This is a genomic window from Paenibacillus sp. HB172176 (genome assembly GCF_011947265.1).
In the GTDB taxonomy this organism is placed as follows: domain Bacteria; phylum Bacillota; class Bacilli; order Paenibacillales; family Paenibacillaceae; genus Pristimantibacillus.
Map to the genome: position 1 here is coordinate 531,909 of NZ_JAATHD010000002.1, position 24,648 is coordinate 556,556.

The 24,648-nt window shown below is 49.3% G+C and carries 29 protein-coding genes and 1 riboswitch; of the genes, 5 read left to right on the top strand and 24 right to left on the bottom strand.

Annotation, left to right across the window (positions count from 1 at the left end; genetic code table 11):
- Nucleotides 1–48 precede the first annotated feature (48 nt).
- On the bottom strand, nt 49–1,533 hold the full coding sequence (gene wsfD, locus HFP08_RS04955; RefSeq protein WP_206109178.1) for a glycan biosynthesis hexose transferase WsfD: 1,485 nt from the start codon (nt 1,531–1,533) through the stop codon (nt 49–51).
- A gap of 49 nt (nt 1,534–1,582) precedes the next feature.
- Nucleotides 1,583–2,701, bottom strand: coding sequence for a hypothetical protein (locus HFP08_RS04960; RefSeq protein ID WP_168119373.1), 1,119 nt, complete (start codon nt 2,699–2,701; stop codon nt 1,583–1,585).
- A 318-nt stretch (nt 2,702–3,019) separates the two neighbouring features.
- Between HFP08_RS04960 and HFP08_RS04965 the strand changes: the two genes are divergently transcribed.
- The gene (locus HFP08_RS04965; protein ID WP_168119374.1) at nt 3,020–4,237 is read left to right on the top strand and encodes an MFS transporter; all 1,218 of its coding nucleotides are present in this window, start codon (nt 3,020–3,022) and stop codon (nt 4,235–4,237) included.
- 60 nt (nt 4,238–4,297) lie between these two features.
- Here the strand turns inward: HFP08_RS04965 and HFP08_RS04970 are convergent, their stop codons facing one another.
- A complete protein-coding gene (locus tag HFP08_RS04970) occupies nt 4,298–4,930 on the bottom strand; it encodes an O-methyltransferase (RefSeq protein WP_168119375.1) in 633 nt (210 codons plus the stop codon).
- Between the two features lie 100 nt (nt 4,931–5,030).
- On the opposite strand from HFP08_RS04970, the gene HFP08_RS04975 reads away from it, so the two are divergent.
- From HFP08_RS04975 to HFP08_RS04985, 3 genes are all read left to right on the top strand, one after another.
- A complete protein-coding gene (locus HFP08_RS04975) occupies nt 5,031–6,179 on the top strand; it encodes a THUMP domain-containing class I SAM-dependent RNA methyltransferase (protein WP_168119376.1) in 1,149 nt (382 codons plus the stop codon).
- Nucleotides 6,172–8,208: an LTA synthase family protein gene (locus tag HFP08_RS04980; RefSeq protein ID WP_168119377.1), complete on the top strand. Its 2,037-nt coding sequence runs from the start codon at nt 6,172–6,174 to the stop codon at nt 8,206–8,208. The genes HFP08_RS04975 and HFP08_RS04980 overlap by 8 nt, the downstream gene beginning before the upstream one ends.
- Nucleotides 8,209–8,342: 134 nt before the next feature.
- Nucleotides 8,343–8,495, top strand: coding sequence for a hypothetical protein (locus tag HFP08_RS04985; RefSeq protein WP_168119378.1), 153 nt, complete (start codon nt 8,343–8,345; stop codon nt 8,493–8,495).
- A 151-nt stretch (nt 8,496–8,646) separates the two neighbouring features.
- Here HFP08_RS04985 and HFP08_RS04990 read toward each other — a convergent pair whose 3' ends face one another.
- The 21 genes from HFP08_RS04990 to queC form a co-directional block, all read right to left on the bottom strand.
- Nucleotides 8,647–9,999 carry a PDZ domain-containing protein gene (locus HFP08_RS04990; protein WP_168119379.1) on the bottom strand — a complete coding sequence of 451 codons (1,353 nt, stop codon included), beginning with the start codon at nt 9,997–9,999 and terminating at the stop codon, nt 8,647–8,649.
- A 103-nt stretch (nt 10,000–10,102) separates the two neighbouring features.
- On the bottom strand, nt 10,103–10,330 hold the full coding sequence (locus HFP08_RS04995) for a YuzB family protein (protein WP_168119380.1): 228 nt from the start codon (nt 10,328–10,330) through the stop codon (nt 10,103–10,105).
- A gap of 41 nt (nt 10,331–10,371) precedes the next feature.
- Entirely contained in the window at nt 10,372–10,674 is a 303-nt protein-coding gene (locus HFP08_RS05000) for an iron-sulfur cluster assembly accessory protein (RefSeq protein ID WP_168119381.1), read from the bottom strand.
- A 41-nt stretch (nt 10,675–10,715) separates the two neighbouring features.
- Nucleotides 10,716–10,949: a hypothetical protein gene (locus HFP08_RS05005; protein ID WP_168119382.1), complete on the bottom strand. Its 234-nt coding sequence runs from the start codon at nt 10,947–10,949 to the stop codon at nt 10,716–10,718.
- Nucleotides 10,950–10,996: 47 nt separating this feature from the next.
- The gene (locus HFP08_RS05010) at nt 10,997–11,881 is read right to left on the bottom strand and encodes a M14 family metallopeptidase (protein ID WP_240941085.1); all 885 of its coding nucleotides are present in this window, start codon (nt 11,879–11,881) and stop codon (nt 10,997–10,999) included.
- 192 nt (nt 11,882–12,073) lie between these two features.
- A complete protein-coding gene (racE, locus tag HFP08_RS05015; RefSeq protein WP_168119383.1) occupies nt 12,074–12,889 on the bottom strand; it encodes a glutamate racemase in 816 nt (271 codons plus the stop codon).
- A gap of 245 nt (nt 12,890–13,134) precedes the next feature.
- A complete protein-coding gene (locus HFP08_RS05020) occupies nt 13,135–13,554 on the bottom strand; it encodes a YtxH domain-containing protein (protein ID WP_168119384.1) in 420 nt (139 codons plus the stop codon).
- Between the two features lie 49 nt (nt 13,555–13,603).
- A complete protein-coding gene (locus HFP08_RS05025; protein WP_240941099.1) occupies nt 13,604–14,098 on the bottom strand; it encodes a DUF948 domain-containing protein in 495 nt (164 codons plus the stop codon).
- Between the two features lie 252 nt (nt 14,099–14,350).
- Nucleotides 14,351–15,037, bottom strand: a complete 687-nt coding sequence (locus tag HFP08_RS05030; protein ID WP_168119386.1) for a hypothetical protein — start codon at nt 15,035–15,037, stop codon at nt 14,351–14,353.
- Between the two features lie 30 nt (nt 15,038–15,067).
- A complete protein-coding gene (locus tag HFP08_RS05035; RefSeq protein WP_168119387.1) occupies nt 15,068–16,273 on the bottom strand; it encodes a hypothetical protein in 1,206 nt (401 codons plus the stop codon).
- A 459-nt stretch (nt 16,274–16,732) separates the two neighbouring features.
- On the bottom strand, nt 16,733–17,419 hold the full coding sequence (locus HFP08_RS05040) for a helix-turn-helix transcriptional regulator (RefSeq protein WP_168119388.1): 687 nt from the start codon (nt 17,417–17,419) through the stop codon (nt 16,733–16,735).
- Nucleotides 17,420–17,459: 40 nt separating this feature from the next.
- Nucleotides 17,460–17,879: a DUF86 domain-containing protein gene (locus tag HFP08_RS05045; RefSeq protein ID WP_168119389.1), complete on the bottom strand. Its 420-nt coding sequence runs from the start codon at nt 17,877–17,879 to the stop codon at nt 17,460–17,462.
- 153 nt (nt 17,880–18,032) lie between these two features.
- Entirely contained in the window at nt 18,033–18,320 is a 288-nt protein-coding gene (locus tag HFP08_RS05050) for a Dabb family protein (protein WP_168119390.1), read from the bottom strand.
- Between the two features lie 114 nt (nt 18,321–18,434).
- Entirely contained in the window at nt 18,435–18,830 is a 396-nt protein-coding gene (locus HFP08_RS05055) for a cupredoxin domain-containing protein (RefSeq protein ID WP_168119391.1), read from the bottom strand.
- A 156-nt stretch (nt 18,831–18,986) separates the two neighbouring features.
- Nucleotides 18,987–19,394 carry a YhjD family protein gene (locus HFP08_RS05060; protein WP_240941086.1) on the bottom strand — a complete coding sequence of 136 codons (408 nt, stop codon included), beginning with the start codon at nt 19,392–19,394 and terminating at the stop codon, nt 18,987–18,989.
- A gap of 167 nt (nt 19,395–19,561) precedes the next feature.
- Nucleotides 19,562–19,960 carry a phage holin family protein gene (locus tag HFP08_RS05065; RefSeq protein ID WP_168119392.1) on the bottom strand — a complete coding sequence of 133 codons (399 nt, stop codon included), beginning with the start codon at nt 19,958–19,960 and terminating at the stop codon, nt 19,562–19,564.
- Nucleotides 19,961–20,110: 150 nt separating this feature from the next.
- The gene (locus tag HFP08_RS05070; RefSeq protein ID WP_168119393.1) at nt 20,111–20,656 is read right to left on the bottom strand and encodes an SLOG family protein; all 546 of its coding nucleotides are present in this window, start codon (nt 20,654–20,656) and stop codon (nt 20,111–20,113) included.
- On the bottom strand, nt 20,657–21,154 hold the full coding sequence (queF, locus tag HFP08_RS05075) for a preQ(1) synthase (protein WP_168119394.1): 498 nt from the start codon (nt 21,152–21,154) through the stop codon (nt 20,657–20,659).
- A gap of 27 nt (nt 21,155–21,181) precedes the next feature.
- Nucleotides 21,182–21,886: a 7-carboxy-7-deazaguanine synthase QueE gene (gene queE / locus HFP08_RS05080; RefSeq protein ID WP_481856536.1), complete on the bottom strand. Its 705-nt coding sequence runs from the start codon at nt 21,884–21,886 to the stop codon at nt 21,182–21,184.
- A gap of 19 nt (nt 21,887–21,905) precedes the next feature.
- Nucleotides 21,906–22,352 (bottom strand): 6-carboxytetrahydropterin synthase, encoded by a 447-nt coding sequence (locus HFP08_RS05085; RefSeq protein WP_168119396.1) that lies wholly within the window; start codon nt 22,350–22,352, stop codon nt 21,906–21,908.
- Nucleotides 22,352–23,020: a 7-cyano-7-deazaguanine synthase QueC gene (gene queC, locus HFP08_RS05090; RefSeq protein ID WP_168119397.1), complete on the bottom strand. Its 669-nt coding sequence runs from the start codon at nt 23,018–23,020 to the stop codon at nt 22,352–22,354. Before queC ends, HFP08_RS05085 begins: the two co-directional genes overlap by 1 nt.
- 186 nt (nt 23,021–23,206) lie before the next feature.
- Nucleotides 23,207–23,250, bottom strand: a riboswitch (PreQ1 riboswitch).
- Between the two features lie 206 nt (nt 23,251–23,456).
- Between queC and HFP08_RS05095 the strand changes: the two genes are divergently transcribed.
- Complete coding sequence (locus HFP08_RS05095; RefSeq protein WP_168119398.1) at nt 23,457–24,389, top strand: J domain-containing protein; 933 nt, start codon at nt 23,457–23,459, stop codon at nt 24,387–24,389.
- Nucleotides 24,390–24,648 lie beyond the last annotated feature (259 nt).

The following is a 24,648-nucleotide window of genomic DNA, read 5'->3' on the forward strand; positions in this document are numbered from 1 at the left end:
GATGAACGCTCCTTCCTTCCAATTGGTTTGCAGTTAGACTTCGTTGGGCTACAAAGACTCGTTCTGCCATATTCGTCTTGAAATGAGATCCGAGAATGTTAAAAAAGTAATTAGATCAAACATTACGGTAAACAAGAATTCGTGCTTGGCCAAATCTGCATCGCCTGCGCCTACAATAGCTATAACCATACTGGACAACGCAATTGCAATCATAGCAACAATTATAGGTAATCGAAAAGCTTGTCGCAGCTGCCTGTTCCGAATTGCAGAAATGAATGCTGGAATATACATTCCAGCAACAATTATGATCCAAATAACTACAAATCCAAATGTCTTAGGAGTAGCAACCTTCTTCAGAAAGCTATAACCGGAGAAGAAGTAGGTATGCTGACCAAAGGGTCGATTCTCCGATTTCTCGAAATTGCCCATCGCTGAGGGACGAATCGTGTATCCGTTAGCAGCAGCAAGATTTAACATTTTATTAAACTCAGTCGGTCTTGAAATATAATAGGCAAGAATGGAACCAAAACTAAACTTATTATAAAATTGCTCCTGCATCAACTCTGAATTCACATCAATAGTCGTATATGGACTGTAGTATATCGTACCTCTCAAGACTGCAAATTGTTTGTCAATGCCAAAATGCTCTAAAGTAGCTTCTGGATCCGGAGAGTTTAGCAGAACCCCTCTTGTCATAGCATGATATTTATTAATATTCACGAAATCTTTCGGAATCAGGATATACGAACAAACGCCGGCAATAAGAAAGCTTGCCATCATAATGCTTATCACGGCTCGAAAAGATTTCGATTTGCGAACAAATAGCAAGAAAATGCTGAACAACCCAAGTATTATTCCTATAGGTGCATTTTGCTGCTTGCTTGTTGTTAGCAGCAATGTACTGATTCCAAATAGGAACAGTAGAACATAATCATTGTAGCGATTCCGATAGAGAAGCACTCCGGAGGAGAATACGAGCATGGACATAATGAGCACGAGTCCCTCACTATAGAAGGAATTGAAATAAGCGGTGTAGCCAGTATCTCCAAATACGAACACAGCAATAGCCGCAATAATGTAACTCTGCTTCCTCTTGCATTTCCATGTCACACTTTCAACAAACAGATAAACAGCAATCGCGTACAATACTACATATATGGCTGCTTGAAATCGAATGTCAAATACATTATCATGCGTAAATAATTGATTAATCCATAATGAAAGCTTTATAAATATGGTTTGGGAAGTAAATAATGTTGCGCCATTTTCGTTATAATATTGAAAAATCCCAAACGATTTCACGAAATATCCCAGATACTGATTGCTATAATCCGGATCATTGAAGTAAAGTCCGTTGCTGTACAATATACGAAAGTAATCACCATTATCGGCCATTCCAATGTATGGAGGAATGAACAGAGCTACTATTGTAATGATCGAAACTGAAATGGATGCGAGCAATGCCGGGGATAGACTGTGACTAAAGAAATTGTACATGTGATTCCTGATGTTGCTAATAGCTCGATCCGCCACTCTTCACTTCTCCCTTCCTTGACATTTGCACTAGAAATTAATAAAAGAATTAATATGCGAATGCCAGTAAAGCCATTAAGTTGTCAAAAGAGTAGGCTTTCAATGATTGCGGATCTCCAAAAGCACCATATAATATACTTTTTTCCTCATGAACCTGATATTTTTCCATTTGACTTATACTCTCTTCATATAAAGAGATATCTCCAATCTGTGAACCAATTATAGCTGTCAGTGCGTAAATAGCAGTGGATTGTATCTCGTTAAGAGGCTCGCCGTCAATAGTATACTGCCCAAATAAAGACCCTTCGGCAACTTTATTCTTTATGAACGTAATACTTGACTGTTCCTGTTGATTCACCTCGGCGAGATGCAGAATTGTCAACAATGATTCAATCGTGTGAATAGACTCAGCTACATACTGACCTGTACTGTAATCGAAGCGTGTCATATAGAAGGGAAAATCATCCGACAAATACCCTTCTTCTAAAATTGAGAGCAGGTTTTTATTGAGAGCAGCTCTTTCATTTATTGGAACAGACAACATATTTATAGTCTTTAGATCGATGTAACACAAAGTAATAAAATCATTGGTCTCTTTATATGTCTCATCGTAGAAATCGTATAGATGGTTGCCCCGGATGTTATACTTGGCAAACCTCTTTCCGTACTGGTTAGCTTCTCGCGTCAAAGCAGGATCATCAAATGCAATTCCCGCCTCATACAGAGAACGGATAATTCTAAGATCATCAACTGCTGCATTCATTGTATAACGCTTTTCATTTTGGGGACTGTAACGATAGCTAAATCCCGATTCCGTGTTTAAATAACTTCTCGTCTTCATCCATTCCTGATTGAAACGTTCGCGGTTATCCATCAAAATGTCGTATTGCATTAATAATCCTGCTGATTCACTTAACACTTCATGTCCCGATGCCGCAGCTCCGTTTTGTCCAGTGTCTGTGAAATTTGTATAAATACCATATTTCCCAATCATTTTCTGACTCACAAAGGTATATGCCTGTTTATGATTAGTTTCCATATTTAATTGAATTCCGAAATGTTGAACAGGCGATTCATTCGGTGTTGATATAGTTTCATTCTTAGTATCGCGGCAAGCTCCTATGCCTATAAACAGGAAACAAGTCAAGACTAGAATTACTTTGTTCATCTTTACAGACAACCTCTCATCAGGAGACATTTTTCGACAAACTTATCGCGTATTATAAGCTATAGTAACATAATCCGGAGTATATATCACTATAAAGTCGTTTCTATTAGTTCTTATTATCTATTTCAAAATACTATTATGAGACTAAAGTATTAAATATGAGTAAATAGTTCTACCAGCGTGAAAACGTTTATCCAAACTCGATTGTGCTCCCAACAATTTCTTCTCCATATTTTAACATTGATAATGACAATTTTTATCACTACTATTTACCTATAAACATTTTGTTAACAGACACAGAAAAGAGACACGAAGCTAATGGAACAGTGGAAAAAGAATTTAATCGTGCTATGGGCCGGACAATTTCTCGTGATGGCCGGGATGACGATGATCATCCCCTTTTTGTCGCTATATCTGCAATTCGAGCTTGGTCTGAGCGATCCGCATGAGATAGGCGTATGGGCCGGCATCATATTTGCCGGCAATTTCGTAACGGCCTTTATCTTCCAGCCGATCTGGGGCAAGCTCGCCGACCGGTACGGCCGCAAGCTGATGCTCCTGCGCTCGGGGTTCGGTATGGCGCTCGTCATGGTCATGATGGGCTTTGCGACCAGCCCCTGGCACCTGCTCGCGCTTCGTATGCTGAACGGCACGATTTCCGGCTTCAATCCGGCTTCTATCGCGCTTATCTCCGCATCTACTCCGAAGGAGCGCATGGGCTTCGCAATGGGCTCGATTCAGTCCGGCGCCATTGCCGGGACCATTCTCGGACCGTTCATCGGAGGTCTGCTTGCGGATGCCGTCGGCTATCGTCCCATCTTCTACATTACCGGTTCGCTGCTATTCTGCGCTTCCTTGCTCGCTTTGTTCGTCGTGAAGGAAAATTTTGACGCGAAGAAAGCTGCCGCGCGCGTGCAAAGCTCCGTTATTGAAGGCTTCAAGATCATCAGCCGCATTCCACAGCTGATGTCGCTGTACGGCGTCTCGTTCCTGATTCAGTTCGCCAACATGAGTCCGATGACGCTGCTGCCGCTCTATGTGCAGCAATTGCACGGATCGGCGGACGACATCGCCTTCTACGCCGGCTTCGTCGGCTCCGTAACCGGCTTGTCCAATCTCGTCGCCTCTCCGATTCTCGGCAAACTCGGCGATCGGATCGGCGCGGAACGCATTCTCGCGGTATCCGTCATCGGGGCGGCCATCGCCTTCATTCCGCAGGCGCTAGCCGATTCGGTCTGGCATCTTCTTCTTGCTCGTTTTGGGCTCGGCATGTTCCTGGGCGGCTTGATTCCGGCCGTCAACGCGCTGATTCGCCAATATACGCCGGACGGCATGGAGAGTCGCGCCTACAGCTTCAACACCTCGACCATGAGCCTCGGCAATATGATCGGACCGATTACCGGAGGCGCGCTCTCTGCCTGGATCGGCATTAGCGGCCTGTTCTATCTGTCGGCGGCGCTCATGCTGCTGAACGGCTTTTGGGTCTGGTTTACGCTGCTGCGGCGTCAAAAACCGATTTCAAGAAAAACAGGCTGAGAGCGTTCATTTTCGAACGTCCCCAGCCTGTTTTCTTTTTTGACGCGTATCATGCGCCGATCAGCCCTTCACTCTGGCAATCGCAAGGCCGTCATAGCCCGGCAGAATCGTGCTCTCCAGCCTGTCGTCGGTAGCGATTCGTTCGTTGAAGGAGCGAACTGCAAGTACGGACGGGCCTTGCTTATTCACGTCGGTCGTTCTGCCCCGAAGCAGAATATTGTCGGCGACGATGATCGCACCAGGCTCCGCCAACTGCAAGGCGTAGTCCAGATAGACGGGATAACCCTCCTTGTCCGCATCGACGAAGAAGAAGTCGAACCTTCTTCCTTCTTCCTTCAGCTTGGCCAAGCTTTCCTTGGCGTCTCCGACGAGATAATCGACATAATCGCCGAATCCAGCCTCCGTTACATGCTGTTTCGCCACCTCCGCATACGGCTGCAGCAGCTCCAGAGAAAGCAGTCTTCCGCCTTGACGCAAACCCCTCGCGAGACAAATGCCGCTGTAGCCGCCAAGCGCTCCGATTTCCAGAAGCCTGCTCGCCCCCGACATTCGAACAAGCAGCGTCAGCAGTCTGCCGTAGCCCTCTGCAATTGATATTTGCGGCATGTCGTGCCTCTCCAGTCCCTTGATTACCCTATCGAGTTTCTCATCCGAGGCGTACAAGGAATCCACGTATTGTTCATTGCTTATCATACAATCTCCGCTCCTCATAAAAATGGTTTGAATGAAATTTGTAAATATCGCCCCAGTTGTCCTATACTTAATGTTAATTCAACAGAAATGAGTGTGCAAGATGAAGGAATTGCATTTGATCGCGACGGCGCCGATGGGTCTCGAATCCGTGGTGGCGCGCGAGCTGAAGGAACTGGGCTACAACGATCTGCAAGTGGAGAACAGCCGCGTCAATTTCAAGGGCGGTCTCGCCGACATCGCCCGAACCAATCTATGGCTCCGTACCGCGGGACGGATTCTCATTCATATGGGAAAATTCAAAGCCACGACCTTCGAAGAGCTCTTCGAAGGCGTCAAGGCGCTGGAGTGGCCGGAGTGGATTCCGGCTGACGGCGAGTTCCCCGTCGACGGGCGCTCCCACAAGTCGCTGCTCTCGAGCGTGCCGGCTTGCCAGAGCATCGTGAAAAAGGCTGTCGTCGAGAAGATGAAGGAGCGCTACGGGACGGAGTGGTTCCCCGAGGACGGCAGCAAATACGGCATAGAAGTGTCGCTTCTAAACGACGAAGCGCTGCTTACGCTTGATACATCGGGAGCAGGCCTGCATAAGCGCGGCTACCGACTGGTGTCCACTCTCGCTCCAATCAGGGAGTCGATGGCCGCCGCGCTGGTTCAATTGAGCCGGTGGAGGCCGGAACGACCTCTCTACGATCCGTTCTGCGGGTCGGGCACCATTCTCGTCGAGGCCGCGATGATCGGCTGGAACATTGCGCCGGGACTTCGGCGCAGCTTCTCCAGCGAGGGCTGGTCGCTCCTGTCGAAGGAGCTGTGGGACGCCGCGCGCGAAGAGGCTTACGATGCGGTCAAGGATGATATTCCGCTTCAGATATCCGGCTCGGACATTGATCCGAAAGCGATTGAGATTGCGGAGACCGCGATCAAGAGAGCCGGCTTCGCTGGCGAGATCAAGCTGGCCAACATCCCGGTCGCCAAGGCAAGGCCGCAAGGGGAATACGGTGTAATCATCACGAACCCTCCATACGGCGAGCGTCTCGGCGACGACAAGGAAGCCGAGGCGGCGCTGCGTCAATTCGGACTGATGAGACTGCATTATCCGACCTGGTCCGTATTCGCAATCTCGCCCTCCAATCAAGTCGAGCATTATATGGGCCGGCCTGCGGACAAGAAACGCAAGCTGTTCAACGGCCGAATACAAACGGATTTCTATCAATTTTTCGGACCTCTCCCGCCGCGGGAGAAGAAGCATGTTTAAGGAACGCGGCAGCTCGAACATGCATAATCGCATAATGACCGCATTAAGCTGGATCCTCCACTGGACGGACCGGCTTTTTCCCTTCGACCTGATTGTGTTCGCGATCGCAATTCTGATCAAGCTTTCCTTCTTCTGCAAGCTGCTGTCGGTGCCTTATATGGACATGACAAGAACGGACGCCGTCATGGAGACCAGCGCTATTCTCCTGCTTTCCTTCTGGACGCTGCTTTTGCCGCTGCGAGGACGAATCGCCGCGTTGATTGGGCTTAATCTGCTTCTGTCCGCCTTAATGTATGCGGATGCGATCTATTATCGTTACTTTCAGGATCTGTTGACGATTCCCGTTCTGTTCCAGCTAAAGCAGCTCGAGTCGCTAGGAGGAAGCATTGCCGAGCTGCTGCGGGTTCATGATTTCTGGCTGTTCGCCGATCTGCTCTTCGCAATTCCCTTCGGCATCTTCATAATATGGAAAGGACGACAATCGCTTCAGCGCTCACTGAGAGGCAGGAAAGCGCCCGCCCCGCGCAAATTCTGGCTTCGCATCTCAGCCTCTTTAGCGGCGGGCATTCTTGGATTCGCCTTGTTCTTCGCCAATTTGAATCATGCGACGAACACCTGGGCGAAGGGCTTGTTCGAGAAAAATTGGTGGAATCTCTCCATCTATAACGTCGCCGGAGAAATCGGCTTTCACGGCTACGACCTGTATCGGTACGCAAAGCTCAACTGGTTCGGAGCGGCTCGGGTAACCGCCGAGCAAGAGCTCGAAGCCCGGCTTTGGTTCGAAAGACTCGGCAACAGCCGGAGCAAGCTTGAATCCGAATCGCTGTTTGGCGAATTCGCCGGAAGCAACGTCCTCATGGTTCAGGTTGAATCCTTGCAGAGCTTCATGCTGGGCCAGTCCATCGGAGGAGAAGAAATCACTCCCGTTTTGAACGATTTGATCGACGATAGCGCCTATTTCTCCCGTTTCTATCATCAAACCGCGCAAGGACGCACCTCCGATGCCGATTTCGCCGTCAATTGCTCCCTGCAGCCAATGAAGAGCGGCTCCGTATTTTTCCAGTACGCATCGAATCGCTTCAACTGCTTGCCCGGCATTCTGAAGAGCAACGGTTATGCCGCTACGGTCTTCCATCCCTACCAGGGGGGCTTCTGGAACCGCAACATGATGTATGCCGGAATGAACTACGACCGCTTCTATTCAATGAAGGATTATACAATTGACGAGCGTCTGGGCTGGTCGCTTGGAGACAAATCATTCTATCGGCAATCCTTGGACATCATCGAGCAGCAGCCCGAGCCCTTTCATTCCTTCCTGATCACGCTGACCAGCCATCATCCGTACCGGCTGCCGGCGAAGGAGAAAGCATTGAACGTGGAGGAGCTCGAGGGAACGCTAATGGGCGATTATTTGCAGGCTGTGCATTATGCGGACGCTGCGCTTGGCGAGCTTGTGGATAGATTGAAGACGGACGGCTTATGGGAGCGCACGATTCTTGTTCTATACGGCGATCATGATAATTCGATTACGGACTGGAGCCTCTATGATCGATTTATGGAGAACACTGACAGCAAGCTAGAACGGGAACAGGTCGTTAAGAGCGTGCCGTTCCTGATCCATCTGCCCGGAGACAAGCTCGCAGGTCCTTATGCGAACGTTGGCGGTCAGCTCGATGTGTCGCCTACCCTTCTCTACCTGCTAGGTATCTCTACGGAACATACTTACATGCTCGGACAGCCTTTACTAACGCAAAATACGAAGGAAGGGCCTTCGAAGCAGGTCGTTCTGCGCGACGGCTCATGGACCGACGGCGAGCAGTTCTTCCTGTCGTCGCCTGACGGTCTGAAGGAGAATGGCGTATGCTTCGACGTTGGCAGCGGGGAGCCGCTTGGCAAGGCGAGCTGTCTGACGAAGTCGGAAGCGGCCGAGGAAGAGCTGATGATGTCCGACCGGGTCATCCTGAATGATTTGATTCAAGAATTTGAACATACGGATGCCGTTGAAGCAGCAAGCCCCTTTGCGCGGTAGTCGCAAGCTCGGCCTCCCATCCTATGTGAAATCGACTGCAAGCTTTGGCGACAATCGTATTACAATCGCATTCGCATTCGCATGAAACTCAAGCCTTCTTCCCATACTATGGCTTGAAAGCGGAGGTGAGCGACATGCCCAAGAACAGCGCAGATCCCAAAGGAAGCCGCGCGAATAACAAGGCAGACAAAAAACATACTATCGAAAGCGAGGCCCGGAACCTGTCCTGCGATAAATCCGGCGACTATCCGGCCAGCTTGAACGGAATTTCCAAAGAAGAAGGTTAGATGGCCAAATGCAAAGAGCTGCCCCAGAGTCTATAACAACTCTCAGGCAGCTCTTGTTTTGTTGATGATGTATCGGCTCTTCGCAAGCCATCGTACGGTCGTTGCAGTTAAGCTTGCGGCCGTATCGACCGCTCCGTATGACAGCTCCGAATTAGTTGGCCTGCAGCCAATTCAATATATCGTCGATGGTACCGACTCCGACAACATTAAGATCTGGAGCCGCCTCCTTGGCCGCCGTCTCGGCTTTAATCGGAACGAAGAAGACATCCGCATGCGTTCTGGCTACCGCGTACGCCTTCTGAGGCACGCCGCCCACCATGCCTACGGAGCCGTCTGCTTCGATCGTGCCCGTACCGGCGATATGCTTCCCCTTCGTTACGCCTCCCGGCGTCAACTGATCGATAATCGCAAGCGTGAGCATCGCGCCATGCGACGGACCGCCGATATGGGCCATATAATGCTGGAAATCGACCGCTAGCGGCGTGTCCAGCTTCACCTCCGTCTGCACGGAGATGCCGAATACGGCGCGGCTCGGGTCATCCTCGGAAGCAGCCGCAGGCATATCGACAGTCAGCTCTTCCCCGTTTCTCCGTATAGCGACCGATACATGATCTCCGGGCTTCACTTGCTCCGTCAAATAAAGAATCAAATCATTAACGCTTGTTATCTTCCGATTATCCAGCCCGTCGATAATATCCCCTGCTTGCAGCCGGGATTCGGCGGGGCTTCCCTTCACGATCGCCGTGATTCGCACGCCGTCGGGAACGGCGCCTTTCCCTACTCCGGCCTTCTCCATCGCAATGGCGGCCGCGACTTCGTTCGCGTTCGTCTTCATGGCGACAACCTCGGCATAGGCTTCGGACAAAGGCGGCTCATTCTCGGGAATCGGCTCGAAGCGATACATCGGGAACAGCTTGCCGAACAGCTTGTCTGCGAGAACGGCCGGACGGTCGAACACAAGCACCCCGTCGATCAACCCTCCCGGAGCGCCGTTCTCCACATGCGCGTACCGATTGAGATTCATGGTCATCGCCGGATAAGTCACTTGCGTATGCGTTGGAACGCCCAGCGCCGACAATACCAAGACGGCGACAACAAACAGCGCCGCGCTTCTCCACGGCATACGTCTGCGCATAATCGCCTCGCTGACGATCAGATCGACGAACATCAACGCTCCGGAGGCCGCAACCAGCTCCAGAAGCAGCTCCAGGCGGTTTCCGGCAAACCAGTTCACAGCAATAGCGGCAATCGATGCAACCATAACCGCAAGTCTGATAAGAATAAGCGCGATCGATGATTTCCCATTCCACAATCGCAGGAAAGAGCCGATTAGCCAACAAATCGGAATAAGGGACAAGCCGTAGAACAGCCAGTCAATCAGCTCAATCCATTCCATGCCTCCGCCGAGCACAAGCGGCGCAGGCAACCATATCAATTCCGCTGCGATGACGAACAAGATCGCAATGATCAGCCCCGCGAGGTAGAATCGAGTTCCTTGCTTCATGATCTTCAGTCCTCCCGCTTCTCCGCATGCTTGTCTATCTTCACAATAGACAAGCTGCCCGGGCAAAATCAAGCCGGCCGCTCCGCAAAGCGCGGCGCGGCCTTTATTTTTTCAAATACGTCATTGCCTTGGCGATGGCGTCATCCTCCGTAGCGCCCTTCACATATCGTCCGTTAATGAAGACGAAGGCATATCTGGCGCAGGGTCCGCAGTACGATTTGCAGCCGATCTTCACCTCGACATCCGGAGCCAGCTGCTCAATCTTCGTCACTGTCGTTTTCATACGCATATGCTTGCACTTATCGCACACTCTAATATCGTTAACAGCCATTTTTCATCTTCCCATTCCGCTCAAGCGCCTTCGCGCCTCGATTAATGATCGCCATGATTCCCCTTGGACGGATTCGTTACGGCAAAGCCTTCTTCCGGCGTGTAGAAATAATCGATTCGAACGCCGTCCAGCAACTCATTGTCCTTCTCCAATATAACGTCGATTCCCTTATCCGTGGACACAACGACATCCTTCTCGCCCGGTTCATCGATTCCCATTCCGTAATGAGCGTGATCGCCGTGCGAATGCGTAATATAAACGCGAAGCAGCTTGCCGCCGTGCTCTTCTTTGTTCAACTCCAACAATAGCATCTTTGCCGCGTTTCGAGAAATTTTGACCTTCATTTCCTTAAGCACTCCCCTGTTCGACTCTGCCTTGAAATCCATCAGGTTATATTATACTTCCTGCCCATCCTTCGGGCAAACCATTCCGCAATAATCATCGTAACCGCTATATCGTCTATCGGCAGGAACGGAAGCGCATCGGGCATCACCCAGTAGAGGAGCACTGGAACCGCGAAAATCAGCTTGTCCAGCAAGGCTACCTCCCTCGACTTCAAAACCTTGAAAATAAGGACGAACGTACGCTTCCAATGTCTGAGCGAAAACAGTTTCCTCATAGAAACCCCGCCTTCCTTACCCTTCTGCCTTCAGTATATCATATTCGTCAAATGCGAAGCGATTCCAGCAGCAACGGCTTCAGCTCCGCATAAATCTGCTCAAATCCGCTCATGGGAAGAGGATTCTCGCCAAAGCCCGCCTCAACGGTAAAGCCGGGCTTCCGATAACGATGAATGAACCAATCCTTATAACCGGCGTCGCTCCCGCTCAACTTCACGGGCTTATATCCGCTGACGGAACCGAGCCTTCGCGCAATCTCCTCGGAATGATTCGGCTCATAGTCGCGATAATTCCAATAAATTTCTCTGCCTTGCGTATGCAGTGCAAGCACCGCATCAAATCGAAGACGTTCCGTAAATTCCGCCATGGCAATCGCTTCGGGCTCGCTGAGCGGATATTGCCCGGGATAATCTCTCGGAGAAGGCCGCTCCACGCCTCTGCGCTTATATTCTTCCTCCCAGTAGGCGGGAAACTGATCATTCAAATCAATGCCTCGGATGTTCGCCTTCCATCCGCTGAAATCCGTCAACCCGCCATTCCATTGCAGCAGTTCTTCATAATGAGGCAGAGCCGCATCCGCTCCCCGCTGCGCCAGTTCCACGCCATCGGGATTGACCATCGGCACAATCCATAGCGTCACGCCTCTGCAGAGAAGTCCGGCATCCTGTCCGCCTATGCGGCTGCCGTCGATGAACGCTTGAGACAGCTCGGACGCAAACCGCATCAGCAGCAGCGATGTTATCCATTCATTGGCGTGGAACGACGCGTTCATATGAATCTGCCTTGAGCCGCAGCCGCAGCTAAGCGCGACAATCGGTTTGCCCAGAACGCTTCTGCCGATCACATGCTGCGCGATAAAGGGATAGTTCCGCGATAATTGTCCGCAATCGAGCATCATCTGCTCGTAGCTGTAGACGGTACCCATAGTCATAAGCCATGCACCTCCGCACAAAAGTATTCTCCTCTTCATCGTATGCGGGACATGGTTTGTCTTAGTTGCGCCGGTCGGCAAGGACTTGCGATTCGGCAAGAGAATACAGGCGCATCAAAGAGCGGACTCGTCATCGTCGAATCCGCTCTCACCTTCCAAATATCGTCGTTTGCTTATTCCCTGCTGCCGCGATCAGCTGATTCTGGGCACCTGCCAGACAACAGGAGTCAGATCTATTTGCTCGCCAAGCCATTGATGCGCGATTTGCTTGAAAATATGAGGATCTCCGCTGCAGAAAAATTGATGCACGGGAACTTGATCATTCCTTGCCAGCTTGCGCTTGTCGTGAAGAATGGTGCTGATCTCGCGCGCCGTCTCGTCCGCCGAGCTGATCAGGCTTACCTCGGGGCCGACGACCTCGGAAATCGTATCGGTCAGGAATGGATAATGGGTGCAGCCTAATATCAAGCAATCCATCGGATATTGCTTCAAGTGCGCGATAGATTCGCGGACTACGCTGTACGTTTCGTTCGAGCGAAAGTTGCCTTGCTCCACAAGCGGCACGAACTTCGGACAGGCCTCGCTAATCACCTGAACATGGGGAGACAACTCCAGCAACGCATTTTCGTATGCGCCGCTCTTGATCGTCCCCTCCGTGCCGATCACGCCGACGCAGCCGGTAATGGTCTTGCCAATGGCCGCTCGCGCGCCGGGATTAATGACGCCGACGACGGGAATCGCCACTCTCGAACGTATATCGGTCAGCGCAACCGCAGTTGCCGTATTGCATGCGATAACAATCATTTTGGGATGAAACTGAATCAAATAATCGACAATCTCTCTCGTAAAGGTCAAAACCTCTTCAGGCGATCGCGGTCCATACGGCGTACGGGCTGTATCTCCGAAATAGATAATTTTCTCACGCGGCAGTTGACGCATGACTTCCTTCACTACAGTTAGACCGCCTACGCCGGAATCGAGAATCGCTATCGGTTGCTGCACAAACACACCGCTTTCTGTAAACAAGATGGAATCAGGTGTCATAAATAGTCAAAGACAACATAGCATATGAACGCCGATTCAAAAAGGTACCTACATCTTATCTCATATCGGGACAACGATCAAGATTGGCTTCGACATCATTGTCGACGAAATCCGACAAAATTCTCCGTAAAAAAGCGGCGTCGAGACAGTCGCAGCGCAAGCTTGCTTGCGCTGCGATCCCGTCCTTCGCCGCTTCAATCATTGATTCCTTAATAATTATCGGATTGAATCCTATCCGTACGTTCTTCGCCCCCGTCGGAGAAAGCTTCATTCCCAGCTATTTCCTCAACGCCGTCATGAACCGCCGAAATCGCAGCAACCTCCCCCTCCCCCGTAGGTCTTCCTCGCAGATTCCGAATAGATCTGGCTGCCGATTCGGCCGCTTCTTTCGTGCGATCCGCAATTTGAACCGCTCCGCTGCCGATGCCTTTGGCCAAGCGTCCCGTCGCTTCGCCCACTTTGCCTGCGGTTTTCAGCGTGCTGTCTCCTACCTTATGCGCACCGGCGGATATATCCTCCCGCAACTCTTTGCCCGCCTTCGGGGCAAGCAGTAACGCGGTGATGGAGCCGATAACTCCCCCGGCGATCGCGCCGAACAGAAATCCTTTTGTTCCTTTTTTCGTTGACATGTCTGCACTGCTCCTTTCATTATGAACATACCTTTAGATTGCCTTCGTCTTACCTGCTTGATTCAGGGTTCGCAGAGTTTGCTTCAGGATCTGCTTGCTCTAAGGATTTCACCTTTGCCGCCTTTGCCGATCTGCTCGAATTCCAGAGCTGCCATGCGGTAAGACCCAGCTCCGTCCATTGCACGATGGCTTCTCCCTGCTTCTTCCGAGCGATGTTCTCGGCATGTTTGACTGCGGATGTCGACAACATACTTGCAGCCTTCTCCACCGCGGATACGGTATGCTCGATCGAATCTCCGGCTTGACGAACGGCGGAGAACAGCCCCTCCGTCGCATCCAGCCGCTTCTGCACGATTCGGATGCTCTGCTCCGCAGGCTGGAGCAGCGAGCTGACCTCGCCGGAAATGTGATGCAAATCATTCTGCAGTCGATCCGCCGTCGCTTGAATGCGCGCCAGCTTCGCGAGCAGCGCCCGCAGTGCAATGAGCACGCCGGCAACAAGCACAGCGAACGCAACAGCCGCAAGCGTCGCGCTCCATTCCATTGTCACTGCTACGCCTCCCTTCTGAGCTCCTTCCCATGCCGGAATCGGGCGAATGCCTACTTCTACTTATATGTATAAGCAAGATGGGCTTGACCTGTGACACAAAAAATCGATTTGTGAAACAACGTATTCAGAATCCTTATCGAGCACAGATGCTTCATGATAAAAACCTAACCTCTTCATTTAACGCAAGAGGTTAGGTTTTTTCTTTTTTCCAAATTATTTTAGTACAGGAACTAGCCTCCATTGTGGTTACGGGTTCGAAATATCTGAAAACAGGCTTACATCAAAAACCTTGTTGAAAGCTTCACTTCCTACATCTTTATCTGTTGGATCAACTTTAAGTTCTGCAAAATCAGATCGCGTAGTTGTAATTGCTCCCTCACTGTTAGATTCATTATAATCAGAATCAACTCGATACACTAAATATTCAATATAATTGATTTCTGGTACTTGTTTAAAGATTAACTGCGAAGCCGTAATTAAATCGTTCTGCAATAAAGATACATCATTATAACTAATGTCTACTCGAACCTGTTCCAAACCGGTGAATTTTATCTGACCAACCTTACGAGGCACATCCAGAACATTTTGCAGTTCAAATGTTAATCCCGTTATTGCTTCAACGGACCAGTAGGCATTATCATTCTCATCTTTTGATAAATATAAAACCTTGTCTTTAGCTAATTCCCGCATCTTAAATTCATTGTCTAACATTGCCTGCTTTTCAGGATCTAGAGGTTTCTCTGTTGGAGGTAACTTAGGAAGTAATGAAATTGCTCCCTGTTCCGATAGAGTAAGTCCCACATGACCCTCATCTTGAATAGGTGCAGAATGAAACGGATCGCCCATTACTGTGCTTGCAGATGTAATAATGGCTGTCAAACCTACAATGGCCACAATCATAATTGAAGCTCGTCGTTTGTTTTTTATCTTCACGACTAAATCCTCCTTTATTATTTGAATATATTACGGAGTAAACCCGGTAAATACAACAACATTCGGTGCATTCGCTCCTCCTGGAAGAATGTAATCAATATTAGCAGTTCGCCAATATGAACCCCATCTCCCCAAAATTCCAGTTTCTGAATTTCCAGATAATTGAGGTATCGCTACTCCACCAGTAACTCCAGGAATATCTGCTGTTGCCCAAGCACCACCTAAAAACGATCCACCTCGCGGATTTAATCCTGCAAATAATTGCTTTGTACTACTATTTGTAGCCCAAGTGCCTGTATTTACATTAAAATGATACAATAATCCAAAATTACCCACAATTTGTCGAGTTAATGGACTCGATGTATTCCAAGTATAATCATAAGCTGTAACTATCGTATCATTTGGATGTGTTTGACTTGGAGCACAGCAATTAACTCTAAGTCGTGCATTCTGAAGGTTATCTGGATTGAAGTTCACATTAATTGTCCTCGCATAAAGCGAGTCACCACGTGAAACACCACCAGATTGGGATGGAGGATAAGAGCTTGCATAATTATAATTCGCTTGTACAAAACTTAATGGACTAGAGTATGATGAACTCGAGGTGACATAAGCAACATATAGTCGAAACGTACCGTTAAAACTTAAATCCATATTAAGATCGACTGTCTGATTTACACCGATTGTCTTTTGCGCTAAAGTAACCCACCCATTAACCGGTATACTAGAAAATGTTTGATTCAATGGTGAATTACTAAAAAACTGCTTTACAGCTGTTCCACCAACATCCAAAGGATTATACAAATTCGCCCCATTTCCATCACCATATCTTCCAATAGTTATAGAACCTGAACTACTGCCTACATTTCTAGCTAGAATAGCTACCTTTACATCGAGAGTCAACGAATTATTATAATGATGCATAAAAAAACGTCCACCATCACTTCGAAATGCACTGTTAAAAATAATTCCTTCACCATAAAAGGTACCGTTAACGTATGGTATTAATTCGGGATCATTGCTGTAAAAAAGCCTCTTGTTTGATGTATCATCAACTGTAGTTGCAGAGACATCTGACCAACCCCCTGAAATAGGATCATATCCTGATTGAGATACCAATCCAGGTCGAGACGCGGTTTTTATTTCTGTTGGATATGCTGCGAAAACTGTGCTAACTCCAAAAACCGTAAAAAATACCGCAATCAATAAGATTACTTTATTAATCTTTTTTTTCATAATTTAGATTCCTCCTCACAACTTTCAAATTTAATTTCCTATGTTTATTCTCTTAACCCTTATACTAACATTTTTATATATCGCCTCCATTCTAAATAGATTCGTAGATTCGAGTTTAATTCCCAACAAAACCCTGTTTACTAATCATTACAATCTCAAATAAATTATTTTATGGGTTTTTATAATTATAAATCCTTTTTTTAATATTGTCAACCAAAATGTTCCAGCATAAATTACACTTTAAGTTTCAGTGTTAAAACTATTACTTTTCGCAGAACTCAAGACGTTTCGCAAATGACTGAAGCATATTTCGCGGATTAAGCAACAGCACCCGTTGAAAGCTATAAATCTAGCTCTTCTAATTTGCTTTTTACTACTACTGTTGACGTCTTAAAATATCATCCTGAAAGTAATCTGCTTCTTTGGGAAATACACAAAAAAAATCAACTTCAGCAAACTCTAAAGTTGATCTTCACTATTTCCATCTGTTATTACATAGCTGCAACGGCTTCCGCCCTTGGCCAGACATTCCGTCCGCTCGACCGAAACCTCAAGCAGAGACTGGAACAGACTCAGCTCGCAGCTGCAGGCTTGCTGATATTTCCCTGCCACTGCATTAATCGGACAATTATATTCATTAAGCACAAATGCCCCGGAGCCGGTTTGCTCCACCTCGGCCATATACCCTCCGGCGTTCTGAACCGCGGCGAGCTCCTGCACTCTCTGCTCCAGACTTTTGCCCGCCATTCTCGGCGCGTATCTCTCCTGCAGCTTGCGCTTTCTCCCCTCGAACATCTGGTCGATAAGCGGTGCGGTTTGCGGATCATCCTCCAGCTCGGACAGCAGGTCAAGCGCAAGCGAGTGATAATTCTTCGGGAATAACTCCTCGGAAGCGCGCGTCAGCTCGAAAGCGTGAACGGGCCGCCCTTGCGATTGACGGACGGAGATAATTGCGATGCTTCCCGCCTTCTCCAGCTCATACATATGTCTGCGCACGGCCATCTCGGTCAATCCGAGCTCTTGCGACAGCTCGCCGGCTTTCATTCGTCCCTTCGTCTTCAGGAGCAGGAGGATGCGCTCCCGCGTCGTTCCAGATGCTTTCTTCTCATCAAGTCTGTTTGCTCTCTCCGAATTCCGCTGCGCCATGCCCGCTCACCTCCGATACGAATTTCGACTGCCGTCATTGTTACAACTCTCGCTTCAGGTAATCCTCAACGGCCGTCTTGAAGCCGGTCAACAACTCGGGAAGCGCAACGCTCAATGAATGAAGCTCCCCCCTCGGCCATGAGTAATAATCCTGAACGAGCGGCTTGCGAAGCTGCACCAGCTTCAGCAAATCCGGCAGCATAGCCTTCGGAAAGACGCCTTCCTCGCCAATAATCTCCATAATATCCTCATAGCTGCTCGCATCTCTCATAATAAAGCCGTCGATGAGATAGCTGCCTACATCGGTTACCGTCTCAATCGCAAGATGAAGCGCTCGTTCTTGCGCCATTCCTTGCAGCGAATCGCCCTTCCAATTCTTCGAGAGCATACTGAGCAATTCAGCAAGCTCGGGTATGACGTCAAGTCTAACGGCGATTTGTTCCTGATTCACATAATACATCGCTTATACCCAACTTTCAGCTTTTCTTCTTGCGTTTGGCTTTTCTCTTCAGCCAGGCTGCCATGATAAAGCAGCTTGCAATAATGACGATCAAATAAGTCAATGTTTCATAAACATCCTGCATATCCGCCATAGCTTATGTCAACCCGCCTCTCAAGCCTCGAAATCCACGCTGACTGAAGCCTCGTTCACCTCAGCCATATGCGCAATGACCTTCTTATGAACCGGATGCACTTGATATTCGCCCAGCGCAGCCATCGAATCAAATTTGGTAATAAGCGCAATATCATAGGAGCGGTCGGAATGCAGCACATCCGTCCCAACCTCCAAATATCTCAGCTGTTCAATCTTGCCTTCCATATCCTTCAAAACCGCTGCCGTGCGGGCAACGCTCTCTGCGCTTCTATCCTTCAGCTTAAAGCAAACGATATGCGTAATCATCTTCATAACCTCCTGAACTATGTATCTTGCTTGTCCTTCTATCATAACAGGAATCTTAACAAAAAGGAGCCTCTCGGCTCCTTTTCCCATAAAATTGTTCGTTTATAATGACATTTATGCCGCTTCAACAATCAATTTGGCATTCATCGTGGAGTGACCTTGTCCGCAAGGAATATCGCAATAGATCAAATATTCGCCCGGCTCCGTAAAATCAAGCTCCTCCGATTTCGGATTGTCCGCGCTCAGCTCCACGCCTAGCTCATCAATTTTGGCGCCATGAATGCCAATCTTGTTGTTCAGTTTAATGAATACCTTGTCGCCAACCTTCACCTTGAACTCGTCTTGCCCGAACGAGAAATCGGTCGCGGACGCTTGCAGATTAATCAATACAGTGCCTTCCGGCAAGTTGGCCGATTCGTCCACCGGCTTCTCCGGCAATCCGAATGTAAGCAGATAAACGCCCAGCAGGGACGCTGCTGTGAATACGACGAACATAATCCATTTGTGCATTGCTACGTGCTCCCCTTTGCGATCATAATGTCTATTACCTATAATACATAAGATCGTCCGAAGTTCTCAACCTTAAACTACAGAATAAGGAAAAGTTTTTTTGCTTTTTTGACAAAACAATGAACAATGCATGAACAAATCTTGAATGGAGCAGGCTCAGCCCGTCATATATCGCCTCAGAACACGTTCGGACTCTGCCTTCACAAAGTTCCAGACCATGAAAAAATGATGATGGTAGCCGCGGCACACATATTGCGATCGGAGCCCGTCCTTCTCCCGCTTCTCTTCATAAACCTTGATGCCGATCTGGCGGAACTTGCGTCTGACATCAGCCAGATCCAGCAAAACCCTGTCCTGCAGTCCCCGCAGCAGCGATTCGTACAATCGCGGCAGCTTCATCCCCGACTTGTCTATAACGCGAATGTCATGATCAAGAATCTGCATGACAATGCCAAGCAGCACATATTGCTTCACGAGCGCCAGCTCTTCCTCCGTCTGAATCTTCTGAATCGGCGGAGCGCACGCCAATCGCACTTCGCCTGCGGCTTCCCTGTCAGCTGCCATTGCCACCCCTCCATGCCTATAGCTATACTGGCTCATGCGGCATTTCGCACAACATGAATAGAACACTTGTTCTTATTATAGCCAATAAACGGCGAGTTATGCAACCGGCAAAATAACATGACTTTCATCCGAAGCCCGATTCCCCTCAAGGAATGCGATCTGCAGGCTCACTCCCCCTTCTTACTCTTGAGCACCTCGATCATCTCGCGAACGCGATCCGGCAGCGGCAAACCAAGCTTGCCGTAATTCTCTGTAATCGAAATCAGCTCATTGGCAATGTAGAAATATATGGCCGCGCCCAGCGTCATGCTGCCCGTTCCCATCAGCACATCGATGCGATGCGCCAGCAGCAGCACTAGCAGGCTGAGCCCCTTGCGGGCCAGTCCCCAGGAACCAAGCGAGCTGCTCAGCCCCTTCTTCATTTTCAGAGCTGCCGCTACGCCGGTTACATAATCCACGCCCATGGCCACCATCAGAAATGTGAGCGACTCCATCCAGCTGCCGAAAGCAAAAGTCACAATAGAGCCGAGCAGTCCGCAAGTCGAGCAAACCCATACAATCGGCATTTTCGCCACCTCTCTCCTAAACTCCGCTATGCGATACTATATGCGGCGTGAAATCGCATTGTCCGTCAACTTGTCCCCTCAGTGAACGCAATCCAAAGAAAAGGGCGAAAAACGGGTATCTCGCGCTTCCATGAAAAAAAGCCAGTCCGATCAAAAGTCCGCAGACTCATCGGCCAGGCTTTGAATATCGTCAAAAGAAACGAAAAAAATCGGATAACCGTCTCTCTGCTGTCGTTGCATAGCTTTCTGGAGCATGAATCTCGGACTGCCGGAAGCTTCTTCATCGTAGACGACGATCATCGCGTCGCTCTTGCGCAGCAGCAGATTATCTCTTGCGGCGAATTGACGCGGATTGGAGTAGGACCCCTTGTGCACGGCCGCGTAATAATCCACATCCTTCAGCAATTGCTGGTAATAATGCTTCTTGTCGTCCTTCCAATCTTGCTCCGGGTTGCTGAAAGCCGTCAGAATGGACAACTTAAGCTTGGGAAACTGCGGCTTAAACGCGATAGCCGCCTCGCAGGCCCATAGATCGACGCCAAACCCGCCTGGCGTTATGACCCATTCCAATCCTTCCTCGAGCAGCGGAAGAAGCTTGTTCGCTATCGCCTGCTTGATGAAGGGAATCCCAGGATGCTTCTGATTGAATATGTTCAGCTCATGCGCGCGGTAGCCGGTAATCAGCACCGTCTTCATCTAGCGATTGTCGACCTTCTCCGGATAGAGATCATGATTCATGAGGCGATGCTCGGCCATTGCTTCGTACTTGGTTCCGGGACGCCCCCAATTGCAGTAGGGATCGATGGAAATGCCACCGCGCGGCGTGAATTTCCCCCACACTTCGATATAACGCGGCTCCATGAGCGCGATGAGATCATTCATAATGATATTCATGCAATCCTCATGGAAATCGCCGTGATTGCGGAAGCTGAACAGATACAGCTTGAGCGACTTGCTCTCCACCATGCGTATATCGGGGATATAAGAAATATAGATCGTTGCGAAATCCGGCTGTCCCGTTATCGGACACAGACTCGTGAATTCCGGACAATTGAATTTGACGAAATAATCCCTTCCCGGATGCTTGTTATCGAACGCTTCGAGGGAGTCCGGCGAGTAGTCGAAGCTATAGCTTGTTCCCTGATTGCCGAGATGAGTAATGCCGCCAAGCTCCTCTTTGTTTCTTCCTTCCATCGTATAAGCTCACGCCTTTCCTCCAAATTAAACGCCCTTCTTGTTGCCCCAAATCCACGTATGAAGCTGCGGCAGAACGTACACGCTTCTGAACGCTTCGCTCGCCATCGCCTGCTCGACCAGCCACAGATATCTCTCGGCCAAATAAGGCAGCAGGTTCGCAGGCTGGGTTTCGGTTAGATTGTCATTGCCTGCTTGCAGATAGAACGGCACGTTTCTGTATCGCTCATGAACTTGCCGCGCATAAGCCAGATCCTCTTCGTCGAAAATAACGATCTTAAGGCAAAAGCGGCGTTCTTCAGCCTGGAGCTTCGCCACAATGCCGTCAAGCATGCTCCAGTCGGTTGTCATACCCGAGCTAGGCGGCTTCGGGGAGAGCGTCAAATCGTCGACCTCGAGAAACCAGGGCTGCCAGCGACTCCCCTGAGTCTCCAAAGCAACCTTAATCCCTTCGTCATGCAAGAGGTCGATCAGTTCGCCAAGCTGCGGGAGAAGCGCCGGATTGCCTCCTGACAGCGTCACATGATCGAAGGCCTCTCCACCGAGCGCACGCAGCTCTGCGGTCACTTCCGCCGGCGACAGAAGTCTGATATCCTGTTTGCCGCTGCCGTCCCAGGTAAAAGCCGAATCGCACCAAGAGCAGCTGTAATCGCAGCCCGCGGTGCGCACGAACATCGTCTTGCGGCCGATGACTCTGCCTTCACCTTGCACTGTTGGTCCGAAAATTTCCATCACAGGCAGTTTCCTTGCGCTAGTCATTTGTCTTCACCTTAAGCTTCGGACGGTATACACAGTAGGAGGTGGGCGTTTCCCGCAGAAATACCTGAAGACAACGCGGTTTATTCGTCGTCCCGTCGAGAAAATGCTGAACAAGCTCGCAAATCGTCCGTGCAACAACCTCTGTCGTCGGGTATAGATCAGAATTGCTATTGTCGAAGCTTTCCTCATCATCATTCAGAAGCGTATGGTCGAACCTTCCGTGAATCAGCTTCTTAATATGCGAGAAATTAACGAGAAAGCCGGTTTCATCGAGCACGTCTCCGCCGATTGTCACATTTGCGAAATACGTATGACCGTGCACCTTGCTGCATTTGCCCGCAAGCTCGGAAGGTACAAAATGAGCTGCCGCGAATTGAAAATCCTTGTTCAGCTCATAACTATAATCATGCGGCACTTGAGGATAGATTTGCTGCAGCATCAGCGCTCAGCTCCTCTCGAAGCATCGCCGTTCAGGTAATCCTGGAGTCCCTTGCGGCGCAGCTTGCAAGCCGGGCATTCGCCGCAGCCGTCCGCTATTACGCCGTTATAGCAGGTGAGCGTGCGCTCTCTGACGAAGTCGAAAGCGCCGAGCTCATCCGCAAGCGCCCAGGTTTCGGCTTTGTTCAGCCACATAAGCGGCGTGTCTATCACGAAGCTGAAATCCATGGACAGGTTAAGCGTCACATTAAGCGATTTGATGAACACGTCGCGGCAATCCGGATATCCGCTGAAATCCGTCTCGCAGACGCCGGTAACGATATGCTTCGCGCCGATGCCCTTGGCCAGCACGGCGGCAAAGCTCAGGAAGAGCAAATTGCGCCCGTCAACGAAGGTGGTGGGGAGCTCGCCGTCCTTCTGCTCGATCGCAATATCGTCTCGAGTCAAGGCGTTTGGTGCCAATTGGTTCAACAAAGACATATCGAGCACATGATGCTTGACGCCCAGTTCGCCCGCGATCGAGGCTGCGCATTCCAGCTCGAGCTTGTGGCGTTGTCCGTAATTGAAGGTAATCGCCACAACCTCGGCAAACCGCTGCAAAGCCCAGAACAGGCAAGTGGTGCTGTCTTGGCCGCCGCTGAACACGACGACCGCTTTATCCTGCTTCATTCTCAATTCCGCCTCTCTTCATGAAGAGGAGCTTCGCGAATATTGCATATTCTTTCTTTCGTCAAGACCGTCGAATCCCGAACGGTCGCTGCTACAAGAAACGGCGCGAGCAGTCTCCCTGCGAGGAAACCGCTGCGCGCCGAACACAAAAACTAGCGTTGCCCTTTTTTATCACCCGGCAATCGCTTCGTTTTAGTTTTTTATAGAGGGAGTTCGCGAACCTCTCCCGGCGATGAAAAGCCGGATTTTCTTCTTCAATTTGTCATTCGTACTATAGCACAGCCGGAAGGAAATGAAAACAGCTGTCTTTGCGATAATTTTTGACAAATGTTCATCGTTTCGACGTGGAATGAATTTGCGTTGGGGGATTATTTCCGTATACTTATAGTAGGAACAGAATTGATCTAGATCTTCATAACTAAATTGAGGTGAAACAGTGGACGATTTGAGCAAGCTGAAGAAAGCTTATGAAACGATGGATCTTCCGGAATTCGCGTCGAGAGAGGATGTCGAGAAGCGGTATACGCTCTTGCTGCGCCGCGAACGCTCCAAGCCAAAGCAGGAAGACGATGAAGCCGCAGCATCCAGTGAGAGCGGTTCCGAATTCAGCAAGGTGAATGAAGCGTACAAGTTCATTCTTGCCTATGAGGATCGCAAGATTACGGACGCCTTCAACGAACAGGAATATGGGAAATATAAGAAAATGGCCGGACAAGCTCAGAAATTCGACCATTTCTGGCGTTATTACAAATTTCATACGCTCGGAGCGATTGTGCTTATTGCCATTATCATTTACGGTGTAAACGCTTATATGAATCATCGCGAGCATGAGAAATATTTGGCCAGCCTGCCTCCGGTCGATGTGTCGATTTCATTCTACGGACTGTTCGCCAACATGGATCAGGATCAAGGAGATGTCGAGGAATACAACAATATTGACAAAGCGATTCTGGAAACATTCCCCGATTGGAAGCGCGTGAAATCCAGCATCGTCTATGTGCCGCAGAACGAAGCCGAGCAATACGTTTACTTGCAGAAAGCCGTAGTGACCCTGGTCTCCGAGAAATCGGACTTGTACATCGTCGACAAGAGCATGTTTCAGTGGATCGGGCAGCAAGGAGTATTCATGAACCTGGACGACAAGCTGACGGCAGAGGATGGCTTGAGCGATGATATTGCCATGAAGCTTAGCACGGAGGATGTGCCGGAGGAGCATGTGTACGCCGTCAATCTGACGAACTCGAAGCTGGCGGACGATCTTCCTGTCCAGAAGGTCGACCTGATCGTCGGCATTCGGGCCAATGCCAAAAATCCCGACAAAGCGCTGCAGTTTCTGAAAACGTACTTGAAGACGGCGGAAAAGCCTTAATAATCATTGGATTCAAACAAAGCAGGCTGTCCTTAGTTTATATGCTCCTTACAGTAGACAGGTTAACGATTAAACCTTGCCTGCGTGAGGGGGCCTATTACTTTGGGGACAGCCTTTTCGTCGCTTATGGTTAATCCGTTCGTTCAGATTCCAGATTCGATGAAGAGCTGGAACGCTAACGAATCCTCATAACGTTATATGCCATTTTCCTGCATGATTGGAGGTCTAACGAAGATCTATATGCTTATTCGTCATTATT

Excerpts from the sequence above, each read along its gene's own strand:
- HFP08_RS04960 (WP_168119373.1), bottom strand. The coding sequence starts at position 2,701 with ATGAACAAAGTAATTCTAGTCTTGACTTGTTTCCTGTTTATAGGCATA.
- HFP08_RS04965 (WP_168119374.1), top strand. The coding sequence starts at position 3,020 with ATGGAACAGTGGAAAAAGAATTTAATCGTGCTATGGGCCGGACAATTT.
- HFP08_RS04970 (WP_168119375.1), bottom strand. The coding sequence starts at position 4,930 with ATGATAAGCAATGAACAATACGTGGATTCCTTGTACGCCTCGGATGAG.
- HFP08_RS04975 (WP_168119376.1), top strand. The coding sequence starts at position 5,031 with ATGAAGGAATTGCATTTGATCGCGACGGCGCCGATGGGTCTCGAATCC.
- HFP08_RS04980 (WP_168119377.1), top strand. The coding sequence starts at position 6,172 with ATGTTTAAGGAACGCGGCAGCTCGAACATGCATAATCGCATAATGACC.
- HFP08_RS04985 (WP_168119378.1), top strand. The coding sequence starts at position 8,343 with ATGCCCAAGAACAGCGCAGATCCCAAAGGAAGCCGCGCGAATAACAAG.
- HFP08_RS04990 (WP_168119379.1), bottom strand. The coding sequence starts at position 9,999 with ATGAAGCAAGGAACTCGATTCTACCTCGCGGGGCTGATCATTGCGATC.
- HFP08_RS04995 (WP_168119380.1), bottom strand. The coding sequence starts at position 10,330 with ATGGCTGTTAACGATATTAGAGTGTGCGATAAGTGCAAGCATATGCGT.
- HFP08_RS05000 (WP_168119381.1), bottom strand. The coding sequence starts at position 10,674 with ATGAAGGTCAAAATTTCTCGAAACGCGGCAAAGATGCTATTGTTGGAG.
- HFP08_RS05005 (WP_168119382.1), bottom strand. The coding sequence starts at position 10,949 with ATGAGGAAACTGTTTTCGCTCAGACATTGGAAGCGTACGTTCGTCCTT.
- HFP08_RS05010 (WP_240941085.1), bottom strand. The coding sequence starts at position 11,881 with ATGACTATGGGTACCGTCTACAGCTACGAGCAGATGATGCTCGATTGC.
- HFP08_RS05020 (WP_168119384.1), bottom strand. The coding sequence starts at position 13,554 with ATGTCAACGAAAAAAGGAACAAAAGGATTTCTGTTCGGCGCGATCGCC.
- HFP08_RS05025 (WP_240941099.1), bottom strand. The coding sequence starts at position 14,098 with ATGGAATGGAGCGCGACGCTTGCGGCTGTTGCGTTCGCTGTGCTTGTT.
- HFP08_RS05035 (WP_168119387.1), bottom strand. The coding sequence starts at position 16,273 with ATGAAAAAAAAGATTAATAAAGTAATCTTATTGATTGCGGTATTTTTT.
- HFP08_RS05040 (WP_168119388.1), bottom strand. The coding sequence starts at position 17,419 with ATGGCGCAGCGGAATTCGGAGAGAGCAAACAGACTTGATGAGAAGAAA.
- HFP08_RS05045 (WP_168119389.1), bottom strand. The coding sequence starts at position 17,879 with ATGTATTATGTGAATCAGGAACAAATCGCCGTTAGACTTGACGTCATA.
- HFP08_RS05050 (WP_168119390.1), bottom strand. The coding sequence starts at position 18,320 with ATGATTACGCATATCGTTTGCTTTAAGCTGAAGGATAGAAGCGCAGAG.
- HFP08_RS05055 (WP_168119391.1), bottom strand. The coding sequence starts at position 18,830 with ATGCACAAATGGATTATGTTCGTCGTATTCACAGCAGCGTCCCTGCTG.
- HFP08_RS05060 (WP_240941086.1), bottom strand. The coding sequence starts at position 19,394 with ATGGCAGCTGACAGGGAAGCCGCAGGCGAAGTGCGATTGGCGTGCGCT.
- HFP08_RS05065 (WP_168119392.1), bottom strand. The coding sequence starts at position 19,960 with ATGCCGATTGTATGGGTTTGCTCGACTTGCGGACTGCTCGGCTCTATT.
- HFP08_RS05070 (WP_168119393.1), bottom strand. The coding sequence starts at position 20,656 with ATGAAGACGGTGCTGATTACCGGCTACCGCGCGCATGAGCTGAACATA.
- queF (WP_168119394.1), bottom strand. The coding sequence starts at position 21,154 with ATGGAAGGAAGAAACAAAGAGGAGCTTGGCGGCATTACTCATCTCGGC.
- queE (WP_481856536.1), bottom strand. The coding sequence starts at position 21,886 with ATGGAAATTTTCGGACCAACAGTGCAAGGTGAAGGCAGAGTCATCGGC.
- HFP08_RS05085 (WP_168119396.1), bottom strand. The coding sequence starts at position 22,352 with ATGCTGCAGCAAATCTATCCTCAAGTGCCGCATGATTATAGTTATGAG.
- queC (WP_168119397.1), bottom strand. The coding sequence starts at position 23,020 with ATGAAGCAGGATAAAGCGGTCGTCGTGTTCAGCGGCGGCCAAGACAGC.